The sequence below is a fragment of the Aeromonas sp. QDB54 genome (genome assembly GCF_027707385.1).
Taxonomy (GTDB): domain Bacteria; phylum Pseudomonadota; class Gammaproteobacteria; order Enterobacterales; family Aeromonadaceae; genus Aeromonas; species Aeromonas hydrophila.
Map to the genome: position 1 here is coordinate 1 of NZ_JAPCIT010000004.1, position 14,827 is coordinate 14,827.

At 45.6% G+C, this 14,827-nt stretch carries 9 protein-coding genes; all 9 read left to right on the forward strand.

Features of this window, described 5'->3' with window-relative positions; all coding sequences use genetic code 11:
• Positions 1 to 770: 770 nt before the first annotated feature.
• The 9 genes from PG881_RS04845 (at position 771) to PG881_RS04885 (ending at position 14,792) form a co-directional block, all read left to right on the forward strand.
• Positions 771 to 1,574, forward strand: coding sequence for an ABC transporter permease (locus tag PG881_RS04845; RefSeq protein ID WP_081050861.1), 804 nt, complete (start codon positions 771 to 773; stop codon positions 1,572 to 1,574).
• Positions 1,571 to 2,221, forward strand: a complete 651-nt coding sequence (locus PG881_RS04850) for an ABC transporter ATP-binding protein (protein ID WP_081050860.1) — start codon at positions 1,571 to 1,573, stop codon at positions 2,219 to 2,221. Before PG881_RS04845 ends, PG881_RS04850 begins: the two co-directional genes overlap by 4 nt.
• 23 nt (positions 2,222 to 2,244) lie before the next feature.
• Positions 2,245 to 3,438, forward strand: a complete 1,194-nt coding sequence (locus tag PG881_RS04855) for a sugar transporter (protein WP_041207248.1) — start codon at positions 2,245 to 2,247, stop codon at positions 3,436 to 3,438.
• 7 nt (positions 3,439 to 3,445) lie between these two features.
• On the forward strand, positions 3,446 to 5,104 hold the full coding sequence (locus PG881_RS04860) for a polysaccharide biosynthesis/export family protein (RefSeq protein WP_041207249.1): 1,659 nt from the start codon (positions 3,446 to 3,448) through the stop codon (positions 5,102 to 5,104).
• Between the two features lie 51 nt (positions 5,105 to 5,155).
• Positions 5,156 to 6,148, forward strand: coding sequence for a CgeB family protein (locus PG881_RS04865; protein WP_270798296.1), 993 nt, complete (start codon positions 5,156 to 5,158; stop codon positions 6,146 to 6,148).
• 52 nt (positions 6,149 to 6,200) lie between these two features.
• A complete protein-coding gene (wecB, locus tag PG881_RS04870) occupies positions 6,201 to 7,376 on the forward strand; it encodes a non-hydrolyzing UDP-N-acetylglucosamine 2-epimerase (protein ID WP_041207250.1) in 1,176 nt (391 codons plus the stop codon).
• A 68-nt stretch (positions 7,377 to 7,444) separates the two neighbouring features.
• Positions 7,445 to 8,698, forward strand: a complete 1,254-nt coding sequence (gene wecC, locus PG881_RS04875) for a UDP-N-acetyl-D-mannosamine dehydrogenase (RefSeq protein ID WP_025201863.1) — start codon at positions 7,445 to 7,447, stop codon at positions 8,696 to 8,698.
• A gap of 32 nt (positions 8,699 to 8,730) precedes the next feature.
• Positions 8,731 to 12,684: a glycosyltransferase family protein gene (locus PG881_RS04880; protein WP_270798302.1), complete on the forward strand. Its 3,954-nt coding sequence runs from the start codon at positions 8,731 to 8,733 to the stop codon at positions 12,682 to 12,684.
• Positions 12,685 to 12,713: 29 nt separating this feature from the next.
• Positions 12,714 to 14,792 carry a hypothetical protein gene (locus PG881_RS04885; protein WP_144439524.1) on the forward strand — a complete coding sequence of 693 codons (2,079 nt, stop codon included), beginning with the start codon at positions 12,714 to 12,716 and terminating at the stop codon, positions 14,790 to 14,792.
• Positions 14,793 to 14,827 lie beyond the last annotated feature (35 nt).

Here is a 14,827-nt window from a genome sequence, read left to right on the forward strand (position 1 = left end):
AAATCGGCTCAAACATGAAGAAATGAAATGACTGAGTCAGCCGAGAAGAATTTCCCCGCTTATTCGCACCTTCCCTAGCAATCAAGAGTGTTTCCCCCTCAAAATCAGAACAAAAAACAACCCAAAATCGATTACCAAATAATCAGTGATGATATTAAAAATTGGCGCTCTGCCGGCTAAAAACATGACTAAAAGTGTGGTCTATAACGCATCAAACCTATGTAAGAAATATCTTAATTAATCGATTTTTATCCAAAAAAACTCATTAAACAACTATCACAAATTACGATTTAAATTAAAAAACACATACAAAACAACAGGTTAAGAAGAATGCTCAATACGAAATGATTGGCTATTATGTATTGACTCAATCGCACCTGATCAGTAGTATGCGGCACAAACAAAATAAAGCATGATGCTCGTCACGAGTCGACGCGCAGAGGGCACGGGATAATCAACCTGCTTTGCAGGATTAATTTCTGAACAACTTTGTTGTTCGGCGCCCCTCTATTACCTCATGTTTTGTAAAATACAGCAAAATGTTGTTTTTGAACGGGACTATGTTATTTCCGTGCGGTAGCCATGGTGAAAAACAACATGTCTAGACCGAAATAAAAACACAAAACAAACATTTATGCAACATCCCATTATGTTGCGGTTGCGGGCACAGACGCTGCTATTATGTTCGCAACTGACGAACATTATAGAATTGCGCCTCATACGAGGCCCTACAGACAACGCCACTCCATTTTGTAAGAAAAGACCAACCATTGAATAAGCCAATTCTATCCAACCAGTACCGTTCTCCTCTGAAAGTCCTGAGAGATGTCACCTTCGGTCTGCTCATGCGGGAGCTCAAGACACGTTTTGGCAAGTATCGTATGGGTTATCTATGGGCCATACTCGATCCACTAGTTACAATCTCCATTTTTAGTGCTCTATTTGGATTAAAGCAAAGGCATGGCTTTGGTGGTGCCGAAGCGCCTGTTTTTATCGCTGCAGGATATCTACCATTTTTATTTTTTAAACTCACAGTTAACAGACTGCAGTCCGCAGTTAGTGCCAACAAGGGGTTATTTTGCTACCGACAAGTCACTCCTTTCTCAACTTTATTTGCCAGATTTATTTTGGAAATTATTATAGGCATTTTAGTCGCATCGATATTAATACCTGGTTTATATTGGTTCGGTTTTCATGCATTACCAGCAGACCCCTTAGCTGTGCTAGTGGGGTACTTAATGATCATGCTGCTGTCATTTTCACTCGGCAGCCTTTTTTGTATCTGTGCTAGTTTATCAAGTGAAGCTGAAAAGTTAATACCTATCCTTATGAGGCCATTAATGTGGATATCTTGTGTGTTCTTTCCTCTCGCAGCTATCCCTCAAAACTATCAGCATTTCTTTTTATGGAACCCTATAGTTCACGCTTTGGAGTTAATACGCAGCGGATGGATAGCTGGTTTTGATAGCCCGAGTGTTAGCTGGGAATTCCTAATTGGTGTGACCATAGTCATGCTCACATTTTCCATGAGTTGCTACCGTTTAACTCATAAGAAATTGATTGCCATATCATGATAATAATTGACAACGTATCCAAGTACTACCTGACAAAGTTTGGTAGACATTATGTTTTGAAAGACATAAATATAATCTTGCCTAAAAATAAAAACATTGGTGTTCTAGGTGCCAATGGAGCTGGCAAATCTACACTGCTAAGATTGTTGGGTGGTATGGATATGCCAAGTGAAGGTAAAGTTATAAGGAAATGTAGAGTATCATGGCCACTTGCCCTCAGCGGTGGTTTTCAAGGCAGCATGACCGGACGTGATAATACAAGATTCATCTGCAGAATACATGGAATTTATGATACAGATGAAGTTGAGGAATGGGTGAAAGAGTTTTCAGAAATAGGCCATCACTTCGAGCTACCAATAAGAAGCTATTCTAGTGGCATGAAATCAAAGTTCTCATTTGCAGTTAGCATGGCTTTTGATTTTGATATTTATCTGACTGATGAGATCACATCGGTTGGTGATGCACGGTTTAAGCAAAAATGTATTGATATTTTCAATAAAAAACGAGAGACGGCTGGATTAATAATGGTTTCCCACAGTGTTACAAATATCAGAAAACAATGTGACATGGGTCTTGTTCTTAGAGATGGGAGGCTGGATGCGTACGATGACATTGAAGAGGCTATATCTATTTATCAAACACTATAATGTATCTGAATCGGTAAAATAAAATGATAAAGAAAATAATGCCTGTTTTTTTTGAAAAAAAAATTCAAAAGCTAAAAAGAAACCCAAAACTATTTCTGATTGACTCCAAAGGATATAGGGTTGCGCACTCATCATGGAAAAAAGCCATCAAACTTGGCAGCTTTCTCTGGGTGATAGTCTGCTTCAGTCTGGCAGCTCTCTATTACGGTGCTATTGCCAGTGATCGCTATGTCAGTCAGGCGAGCCTTATCATCAAGCAAGCAGATCAGCTGAAGATGCTGCCAGATGCCCTCTCCATGCTGGGGCTCGGGGGCAGCAATCATCAGGATGTACTGGTGATCCAGGAGTACCTCAAGTCTTGGGATATGCTCAACACCTTGGATAAAGAACTGCAACTGAAAAAACACTACCAGAGCGACAACGCCGATATGTTCTCGCGCCTGCCGGCAGATGCCAGCCGTGAGGAGTTTCTGGCCTTCTATCGTGACCACCTCACCATTAGTCTGGATGAGCTCTCCGGAGTGCTGACCGTCAGCCTGCAAGCCTTCGAACCTGACTACGCCAAACAGGCAGTTCAGTTGATGCTCAAAGAGAGCGAAGGATTCATCAACCGGCTGAGCCGTCAGGTGGCTATGGATCAGCTCAAGTTCGTGGAAACCGAAGTGGCCCGCTCACACGAGCGGCTGCTCAGTGAGCGAGAAAAGATGCTGGCCTTCCAGAACCAGCACCAGCTGATGAGCCCGGAAGCCACCAGTACGGCCATGATGGGGGTGGTATCGGAGCTCGAAGCGGAGCTGGTACGTCAAAATGCCGAGCTCAAACGACTGCAAATCTACATGAATGCCAATGCCCCTGATGTGGTAGCGGTGAAAGACAGGGTCGATGCCCTCACCCGTCAGCTGGCGCAAGAGAAAAACCGCCTGACCGGCAGCGAGAAACAGTCCCTCAACGAGGTCAATGCTGACTATCAGGCGGTTCAGGTTCAAGCCCAACTGGCCGCCGATGTCTACAAGACCGGTCTGGTCAGCATGGAACAGGCCCGCGTTGAAGCGTATCGCAAATTGAAACATCTGCTGGTAGTGAGCCAACCCAGCCAGGCCGAAGAGGCCGAATATCCACGCCGTCTCTACAACCTGGCCACCATTGGCGTTCTGCTTTGCCTTTTCTACGGTCTGGTCGTGATGGGTCTTGCCACCCTGCGCGAACATCAGGACTGACAGGAGTATGTCGTTGAATACCTTCTTTACTAGATCACTCAATATCAAGCCGAGTCTGCTGGCGCTGAGTCTGGGCCTCTTGTTGCAACCCGCCTATGCCCTAGAAATCTCCCAGGAAGGGGCTCCGGTGCGCAAGGTCATCACGGATACCCAGACTCGGGATCCTGTGTTTGGCAACTGGCTGTTTCGCGGTGAGTTTGCCCGTGAATCCTTCAATGGCTTCAACCCGGATTACCGCATCGCCATCGGCGATCGCCTGCAGGTGCAACTGTGGGGAGGGGTCGAGTTTGATCAACCCCTGACCGTCGATCACCAGGGTAATATCTTCCTGCCCAAAGTGGGCCCCATCAAGGTTGCCGGAGTGCGCAACGAGCAACTGAACGATACCCTGCTGGGCGCCATCACTACCGTCTATCAGAAGAATGTCAGCGTCTATGCCACGCTGGATGTGAGTCAGCCGGTCAAGATCTTCGTGACCGGCTTTGTCAAACAGCCGGGTCTGTTTGCCGGTCAGTCAGGGGATTCCATCCTCTATTTTCTGGACAAAGCGGGTGGCATCTCCCCCGAGCGCGGCAGCTATCTGGATGTGGCCCTCAAGCGCAATGGCCAGACCCTGCGCCACTACAACCTCTACCAGTTTCTGGTCAATGGCACCCTGCTGCCGACCCAGCTACGCGATGGCGACATCATAGTGGTGGCGCCGCTGCGTTATCAGACCACTGTGCGCGGCAAGGTGGCAAATGCCAACAAGTTCGAGCTGAGCAAGCCCCATGTCACCCTGACCGAGCTGATGCAGATGGCCAGGCCCGACCCCGATGCCACCCATATCCGGGTCAGCCGCAATCAGGGGGAAGATATCCGCATGGACTACTACCCCATCAATGATCAGCAGATGAGCAGCCACATGGTCAGCTCCGGCGATACCGTGGAGGTGATTGCCGACAAGCGTTACGCCTCCATCGCGGTACGGGTGGAAGGGGAACACGACAGTGCCCAGGAGTATGTGCTCAAGTACGGCGCCCGCCTTGGCGACATCCTCAACGGCTTGAAACTGACCCAGGATGCCGATCTCAGTGCCATCCAGCTCTATCGGGAATCGGTCAAGGTTCGTCAAAAAGAGATGCTGCAGTCATCGCTCAAGGCGCTGGAAGCCAGCATCCTGACCGCCCGCTCTTCGTCCGAAGGTGAGGCCAAGCTGCGCAACAGCGAAGCTCAGCTTCTGATGCAGTGGGTGGAGCGTGCAAAAGACATCCAGCCCAACGGCCAGGTGGTGCTTGCCAACGGCACCAATATGGAAGACGTGCGGCTCGAACCGGGCGATATCATCCGTATCCCGCGCCAGACCAACCTCATCATGGTACACGGGGATGTGATGTTCCCGAACGCCATCCTGATGGACAGCAAGCGTACCGTGGCCGATTACATCAATCTGGCCGGCGGCTTTACCCAGAAAGCCAGCAACTCCCGCATCCTGCTGCTGCACCGTGATGGCACCTTCAGCCAGATCGAGAAGAGTGATCTGGACAACAAAGAGATTGCCATCAAGCCGGGTGACGAGATCTTCGTGCTGCCGCAGGTCGATACCAAGTCACTGCAGATCACCAAGGATATTACCGAAGTGCTCTACCAGATCGCCATTTCGGCGCGAGCACTGGTGCTCCTTTAATAAATTGGCGTGGCCTGAGGGCCACGCCAATTAAATTGTGAGTCAATTCGTTTGAATAATAAAAAAAGGCCACGTATTGCATTGGTGGCGGATCAGTTCACAACTTTCAGCTTGGCACCTGACGCAGATCTTGTGCAGATTACCCCTCTCGATTGGCGATGGAAGCTCAGATTGTTCAAGCCTGACTTTCTGTTTGTTGAATCAACCTGGCGTGGTTATAAGAACAGTTGGCAAGGGAAAATAGCCAGTTATGCCCATAGCTCTCCGAATAAACCCGAGCTCAGCAAGCTGCTCGACTATTGTCGAAAACAAAAGATAACCACCATCTTCTGGAACAAGGAAGACCCATTTCATTTCGAGCGCTTTGCCGATGCCGCTGCGCTGTTCGATGTCGTCTATACCACCGACATTGGCTCACTGGAACGATATCGTGCCCTGCCCCATCAGGCTTTCCAACATGTCGGAGTCTTGATGTTTGCCGCTCAGCCACGCTGGTATCAACCTGCAGAAGCGGGGGAGCGTGGACCGGGCATCGCCTTTTTAGGGGGCTATTATGGGAACGAGCTGGCGGAGCGGAGCCGTGCTCAGGAGGATGTGCTCTATGCCCTGCGAGATCGGGGGCTGATCATCTTTGACCGATTTTGGCAACACAATAGTGGTTGCAGTTACCCCGAGAAATTGCAGCCATATTGCAAACCGGCCATCTCACCAGCGCTGGTCGCCAAGGCATATCGGCAATATCAGATTTATCTCAATTTCAATACCATCAGTCAGTCGACGACCATGCTCTCGCGACGGGTATTTGAGCTTGCCGCTGCCGGCTGCCCAATTATCAGCACACCCTCGCTAGCCATGGCCAATATTTTTGATGAAAGTGTCATTTCAATATCGAATGGCACTGAAGCAAGAGAATGGTGTGTGCAATTACAAAAAAATGTTCAACAAAGAAACGCATTGGGTGAGCAAGCCAAGGAGATAGTGCTTGCCCAACACACCTGGCAACACCGGCTGAACCAACTCAACAGTGAACTCAGCCTTTATTAAGTTACGTTAGGACATTGCATAAAATCAATTAACTCACACGGGAGTGAATAATATGCCGATGAAAGCGCAGCGGGTATTGATTGTATTTGGTACCAGACCGGAAGCGATCAAGATGGCGCCTATCGTCAAGGCCTTTCAGGCCAATCGCAAGGTTGACGTCAGAGTTTGTGTCACCGGGCAACACCGGGAAATGCTGGATCAGGTACTGAACCTGTTCGAGATCGAACCAGAATACGATCTCAACATCATGAAACCGGGCCAGGATCTGACCGACGTGACCACTGCCATCTTGCAGGGGCTCAAACCCGTCTTTGCAGAGTTCAAACCGGATCGCATCCTGGTGCACGGCGATACCGCCACCTCGTTCGCGGCGACACTGGCTGCCTACTATCACCGTATTGCAGTAGGCCATGTGGAGGCGGGACTGCGCACCGGCAACATCTACTCTCCCTGGCCGGAAGAGGGTATGCGCCGTCTGACCGGCGGCATCGCCGATCAACACTACACCCCGACGATCAGCTCGCTGAAAAACCTCATCATGGAGAACATCACTCCTGAGACCATCTTCGTCACCGGCAACTCGGTGATCGATGCCCTGATTGAGGTTTCCCACCGCATTGATAAAAACGTCGGCATGAAGGCTGAGCTGGCTGCCCGTTTCCCCTTCCTGGACCAGAGCAAGAAGCTGATCCTGGTCACCGGCCATCGCCGCGAGAACCACGGCGATGGCTTTGAGCGCATCTGCAAGGCTCTCGCCGTACTGGCCAAACGGGACGATGTGCAAATCGTTTATCCCGTGCATCTCAACCCCAATGTACAAGAGCCGGTCAACCGCAACCTCAAGGGGCTCGACAACGTGCATCTGATCGAGCCGCAAGACTACCTGCCGTTCGTCTACCTGATGAAGCAGAGCTACCTGATCCTGACCGATTCGGGCGGTATTCAGGAAGAGGCCCCCACCCTGGGCAAACCGGTACTGTGCATGCGCGATACCACTGAGCGCCCGGCAGCGGTCAAAGCAGGCACGGTACGTCTGGTGGGCACCTGTGATGAAACCATTGTCGCGGAAACTGTTCGTCTGCTGGATGACGAGCTGGCCTATCAGGTGATGAGCCACGCCAACAACCCCTACGGGGATGGCAGAACCAGTCAACGCATCGTTGAGGCGGTGATCGGCCTAAGCGGCGCCCTGGGTCAACAGATCGACAGCAGCCTGCAAGTAGCCTGATTTACAGATTACATACCTGTCCTTGGGGGCTTTCTTGCCCCCTGTTTTACTATCGAGAGCACACAATAATGAAATTTGAAACCATCTCCGTCGTTGGTCTGGGTTATATCGGTTTGCCAACAGCAGCAGTCATCGCCAGCAACGGCATTCGCGTCATCGGGGTCGATGTCAACCAGCATGCGGTCGATACCATCAACCAGGGCAAGATCCATATCGTCGAGCCAGGCCTGGAAGATCTGGTCAAGCAAGCGGTACAAAATGGCCATCTGAGTGCCCATACCAGCCCGCAGAAAGCGGATGCCTTCTTGATCGCCGTGCCGACCCCGTTCAAGGGTGAAGAGCACGAGCCGGACCTGAAATACATCGAGAGCGCCTCCCGTGCCCTGGCTCCCATGCTGGAGAAAGGCAATCTGGTGGTACTGGAGTCCACTTCACCGGTCGGCGCCACCGAACAGATGGCCAAATGGCTGGCCGAAGAGCGCAGCGATCTGACCTTCCCCCACACTGTGGCAGAAGGCCAGACCCCTGATATCTTTGTGGCGCACTGCCCTGAGCGCGTACTGCCGGGGCAGGTGATCCGCGAGCTGGTAGAAAACGATCGCATCATCGGTGGCATGGACAAAGCCAGTACAGCGGCAGCCACCCAGGTCTACAAGATGTTCGTCAAGAAGGGTGAGTGCATCGCCACCGAAGCGCGCACCGCCGAGATGAGCAAGCTGACCGAAAACGCCTTCCGCGACGTCAATATCGCCTTTGCCAACGAGCTGTCGCTGATCTGCGATAAGCAGGGGATCAATGTGTGGGAGCTGATCTCTCTTGCCAACCGTCACCCGCGGGTCAATATCCTGCAACCGGGTTGCGGCGTGGGCGGCCACTGCATCGCGGTCGATCCCTGGTTCATCGTCAATCAGAATCCTGACACCGCAAAAATCATCCATCAGGCGCGCCTGGTCAACGACTACAAGCCGCACTATGTAGTGGAACAGGTTGAGCAAGCGGTTGCCGGTCTGGTTAACCCGAAAATTGCCTGTCTGGGTCTGGCCTTCAAACCGGATATCGACGATCTGCGTGAAAGCCCGGCACTGGATATCACCAAGACCCTGGCCAACAACCCTGCCTATCAGATTCTGGCGGTTGAACCCAATATCGAAGCGCTGCCGGCTGCGCTGGAAAATCGCAATAACGTCAAACTGGCCTCCCTGTCAGATGCTCTGCAACAAGCAGATGTGATTGTTATTCTTGTCAAGCACAAGCAATTCCTTGGTCTGAATCGTAGCGATATTGCTAACAGCCAGCTATTTGACTTCGTTAACGCCATCTAATATTCCATCAATTACGGGCCATGATATTTATCATGGCCCGTGCGAAAAAAATAAATATGAAAAAGCAACGAAATAATCGAGCTGAAAAAAAACGCACCCAAGTTACAACCAAAACAGAGTTATTAAAAGAATTAGAGGCCAAGACCTCTATATATGAAAAAGAAAAAGAGTCACTCACTGAAGAAATAAAAAAGATTGAAAATGAGCTTCGTAATGCTAGAGTCAAATATAGGAATGTGACTCAGCAAAACATGAACTATAAAGAAAAAATATCCCATATAGAGAGTGAATATCAGTCTGTTCTAGACTCAAGTAAGCTGCATGAAAAAAACCTTGCCGTATTACACAATGAGCTTGCTCATTTACAGTCAGCCCTGAATGATAAAGATAGCTTTTTATCAGTTAATCAAGCAGTGACTCAATCTTTGCAATCTGAACAAGATAATCTGAAGATGGATTTTCTGCGGGCTCGCTTAGCTTTGCATGACATGCGACAAGAGATCTTTAAAAAAGAGGCTGAGCTTTCACAACATAAATTAAAATCTGCCAAGTTAAAAAACACCCTCTCTTATCAGCTAGGTCATACACTTATTTTTTCAACCAAGAGTTGGAAAAACTTTATAACCCTGCCGATGAAGCTTTGGCAAATAAGGCGTCTAGCCGCAGCAAGGCGCATGACAGAGTCAACTCAAGCACTGCTCTCCTATCAGCCTACTGAGGTGCTTGGGATCGCCAATAGGACAGAGATACTTCATCTGGAGAGAGCGATTGAATCTCTGGTGATTGACACCAAGGATGGACTTGCAAAAGCATTAAGAAGCTTGAAAGTCGCCAGTATCATGGATGAGTTTACCTTCCTGTCATATAATCCTGAGTGTAATCTTCTACAGCTGACCCCCCAGCACTGGGCGCAGGAGCTGGCAACATTCCAACCTGAGTTACTGATCATTGAGTCCGCATGGCGTGGCAAAAATGACTTGTGGGGTGGCAGAGTTGGTCATATGAGCCAAGAGGTGGTCAGCATTGTTGAGTGGTGCCGTAGTAATAAGGTCCCCACTGTTTTTTGGAACAAAGAGGATCCCGTTCATTTTGAAACCTTCCTAAATACAGCCAAGCTTTTCGATTATGTCTTTACCACTGATATTGACTGCATCAGCCGATACAAATCGGCATTAGGTCATGACAGAATATACTTCTTGCCATTTGCTGCGCAGCCAAAGGTCAACAACCCCATCGAGAAGTATGATCGAAAAGACGCATTCTGTTTTGCTGGAGCTTATTACGTAAAATATCCAGAAAGAACTCGTGATCTGGGCGATTTTTTGTTAAGTCTGCCTGATTTCAAACGAGTTGAAATTTATGACAGAAACTTCGGGAAAGACGATCCTAACTATCAGTTCCCCGTTGAATATCAGCCCTTTATTGTCGGTACACTACCTTATAGCGAAATTGATCGAGCTTATAAGGGATATTACTACTCAATAAATCTTAACTCTATAAAGCAGTCCCAGTCTATGTTTGCTCGACGGGTATTCGAGCTACTTGCCTCCAATACAATTACCGTTAGTAATTTTTCTCGCGGTGTACGAGCTATGTTTGGTGATCTGGTCTTCACCAGTGATTCGGGTAGAGAATTAGTAGGGCGACTCAACAAAATAGCAGGCAACCCACTCAAGGTAAAACTGTTACGTCTACAAGCCCTGCGTAAGATAATGACAGAGCATACCTATCAAGATAGATTGGCTTATATCTACTCCAAAGTCAGTAATAGTGCGCCACAATCTCTGCTGCCAGATGTTACTGTAACGGCTTATGCAAGAACTATAGAAGAATGCGTCACACTGATCCAACACTTCTCTCGCCAGCAATATGCAAATAAAGCGCTGACTATTGTAACAACCAATGGCCTTGACCCCTCAGGACTTGAGGTCGAAGAAAATATAACCTTGGTTAATGCCAGCCAAGCTGAAGAGAGCAGATTAAAAACTATTTGTATGGGTAAATGGCTATCTGTCATGGTAGCTGAAGATTATTATGGCCCACATTATTTAACAGATCTGGTGATAGCTACTCGCTATACAGATGCCAAAGTCATTGGTAAAGGGGCATTTTATAAGATAGCGGCCGGTAGTTTAGAGATTAACCGACCAGATAAGATATACCAGCATATTGACAGCATTGCTGCTCGCAGTGGTATCGCCTCAGGTGCCGTGCTGCCAGACTGCAATCTGCGCGAATGGATTACCACACTCTATACCTATCAATATACCAGTGATGATGTATTCTCTGTCGATGAGTTCAACTATTGCATGAATGGTGCAGATAGCGCTGATAATTATGAAGAGTTCAGTACGGGTATGCTGGCTAGTGGCTATAGCCTGACCGAACTGAATACTATTGCAGAACAAACGAAACCACTTGACATTGATATAACCAACTTACCCACTTTTTCTGCCGAAGATATTCAGGAGCTGCTCACCCCCCCCAAGAATACCCAGGTTTCTGCATTGATGGAAAATGGTCTGCTGACATTTACCTCAACTCTGGCGGATGGCAAGCATGAGTACTGGTACGCCAAGAGAGAACACTCTCTCAATGAGCTGAATGTACAAAATGGAAAGTTAAAACTTCATCTTGAAACGACACCAGGTCTGAACCTCCAGTTTGTCCTGTTCTTTATGGACAAAGATAAAGAGCGATTGTCCCATGTTGTAAAACCAGCAAACCGAAATGTTATTATTGATTTGCCAGCAGGTACCATCTCGATCAAATTTGGATTGCGTATCTATGCAGCGGGATCAGCATCAGTGTCTTCTTTGGTGTTGGATTGCAAACCCAATACGCCAAGTCAGCAGTTGGCCAACAAACCGTATCTTCTGATCACCAACAACTACCCCAGCTATCATGATTTGTATAAAAATGCGTTTGTACATAGCAGGGTCAAGGCTTATAAAGAAGCAGGCACGGCTTGCGATGTATTCCGTTTCAAACCTGATCAGCCCCTTTCTTACCATGAATTTGAAGATATTGATGTAACGACGGGTGGTGCAGAAGCACTGGAAGTGCAGCTTAAACATGGTCACTATCAACACTTGGTTATTCATTTTATTGACCGAGGAATTTGGGATGTTATCAAGCCATATTTGGATAATATCAAGGTCACCGTATGGACCCATGGTGCAGATATCCAATCGTACGAACGTCGAGCCTTCTTGTATGATACTCCAGAGCAACACGCTCGTGCCAAAGCGCTAAGTGACGACAGGTTGGGATTGTGGCGTGAAATGCTCTCACCAATGCATTCCAATCTAAGAATTGTCTTTGTTTCTCGTTATCTTGCCGAAACTGCCATGGCAGATTTGGCGATCCAGATTCCAACAGAGCAATATGCAATTATTCATAATCCAATCGATACCGAGTTCTTTGAATATAAAAAGAAGGATATCGAGCAACGCAAGAAGATCCTTTCTATTCGTCCCTATGCCTCTCGTGTGTATGCCAACGACTTGATGGTCAAAGCCATTCTTGAGTTACAAAAGTACCCGTTCTTTAACGAACTAGAATTTAGAATCATTGGTGATGGCCCACTTTTCGATGAGACCCTTGCTCCAGTTATGGGTCTTAGCAATGTCATTATTGAGCGACGCTTTGTCAATCACAAAGAGATCAAGGCATTGCATCAGCAATATGGGCTATTTATGTGCCCAACTCGAATGGATACTCAGGGTGTGTCACGAGATGAAGCTATGTCATCGGGATTAATTCCTCTAACAAATAAAGCTGGCGCAGTACCGGAATTCATTGATGACTCCTGTAGCTTCGCAGATAAGAGTGAAGAAGTTAGCGAAATTGTAAAAGGAATATATTCCCTATACCATAACCCATCCTTATTCCATGAGATGAGTTACAATGCGTCTCTAATGACTCAAATGAAGAGCTCCAAAAATAATATTATTTCATGTGAGCTAAAAACATTCCAATGTTAATCTACGAAACTAACCTTTAAGTTAAGAATATGAATAAGAAACCTTGCTTATTAGATAAAAAACAAAACAATTTTTTTGTAATCACAGGAAATAGCGATCTTCTTTCAAGAGTAAAAGTAGAGTTTAATTTATTTAACATTATAGATTTCTCAGAAAGCACACTAATAATATCCAGCCAACCAGTAGAAAATAATAGTATAACTTCAGGGTATTGCTTATCCACCAATATAAAAACCGATCAACCAAAAAAAAATGATACTGGGGAGTTTACCACCCTTCAAGTTAAAGACACTGAGGTAGAAATATTTAGTGATTTCTTTGGCCTTGGTATTCTTTATATTTTTGAAAGCCCGGCCTTTTCATTTGTTTCTAACAATCTATCTATTTCTGCTGACATAATAAGAAGGCTATCAAAAAACACATTGATAAATGAACGATATAAGTCAAGCTTAAGATATAATTCATTTATGTTTTTGCAGCAACCACTAAGCAATGAGATGCCCTTTGAGAGTTTTAGACGATTAAATATTAACGAGTCAGTTACCATTAGTAATAATAAATTTAGTGTTAATAGTGGAAACCTTAAAGAAGAAATAAGCAACAACTATGAAGATCTTCTTGAAAAAGGCGTTATAGAAGTAAAACAAAATATAAGAAATATTATAAATAATAATGGCGAGAAAGAGATATGCTGTGACTTGAGTGGTGGGAAAGATAGTAGAATGGTTCTTGCTGCATTATTATCTGAAACAACCACCTCTGAGCGGGATAAAATAAGAATACATGCCAAAGATGTGCCTGGTAGTAGAGATCTAGATATTGCTTGCCTTATCGCCCATAAGTTTTCTCTTAGTTTTATAAATAGTTACAGCAATGATGTTTATGACATTTCACAATCTGACGCACTAGATTTATATCGGAGTTTCTTTATGGGTGAATATCTTCGCCCAGCGATTCCGAGTTTTTCGGCCAGAGGTAATGGTAACAGAATTTATTTGTCTGGAGGGTGTGGCGAAGCTGTTACCTCAACAGCAAAAGTTGAATGGCTTAGATCACTATACAAAAAAGGTGATTCAATATCTGACTTAGTGGAAAAAGCTATAAATGAATATTGTAAAGATAGCCTGAGCTACTTCGACAAGGAAACACTAGATGAAGCTATTGATTTTTATAAAAAGGAATGTACTGATATAGTTCAACTAGATATCGATAACGCTATAAACATATTGTATCTAAAATTTAGAAATCGTGTTCATTTCGGTTTTAGTTTTCTCCGGAGTTATCATGAATCAACGACTTATCATCCGTTAATGTCTAGATCCTTATATTTTGCATCTCAATGCCTAAGTGAGGATGAGCGTCGTTCAGGAAAACTCATTTATGATTTTACAAAAAAACTCGAACCTATATTAGTACAGCTTCCATATGATTCTTTCTTTCCATATGCAAAGAGCAAAAAAGAATACTTCGACCTGTCACATTTAGATACTAGTTTCAATATAGAAATAAATAACAAAAAATCCGAGTGGCATGATTCACATATTACTGTGATGAAAGAAAAAAATTCAAAAAGAATTAGAAATATAAATCAATCAAAGTTAAAACTTGATGATGGATTATTTCATGGTGCTATGTTTTCACTAACAAAGTTAAAGAGCGAGAATATTTTAAGTGATAGTGACTACTCTTTCTTAAAGGGAAAAATATTAAAGCTTAGTTTAAATAAAAATAAACAATACTACCACCTAATGTGTTTAAAAATAATTAGCTACCACGATATCGTGTTAGGTATTATTCCTATATCTGAGATGTACAGCATGTCAGCATCTACCAATAATTCAGATCTCCACAACCCAGCTGACATTATCGAAAAAGTTAGCATGAGTGTAGACTCTATCAATATAGTGGTTGACATTTCAGTTCATAAGAGCCCAATTACTAAGGTTGCTTTCTATCACATGGTAAATAATGTACGAGTAAGAACACAGTGGTATGGCAGTGATATGAAGTTCACCGTCCCATTGATGGATGGTGAAAATAAAATAATATGTTTTGCTAAAAATGGTAATGACACATCCAAAAGAGAAATAAAAATAATCAACTCTTAATGAGTGTATAGTATCTTCAATAGTAACTATTACTT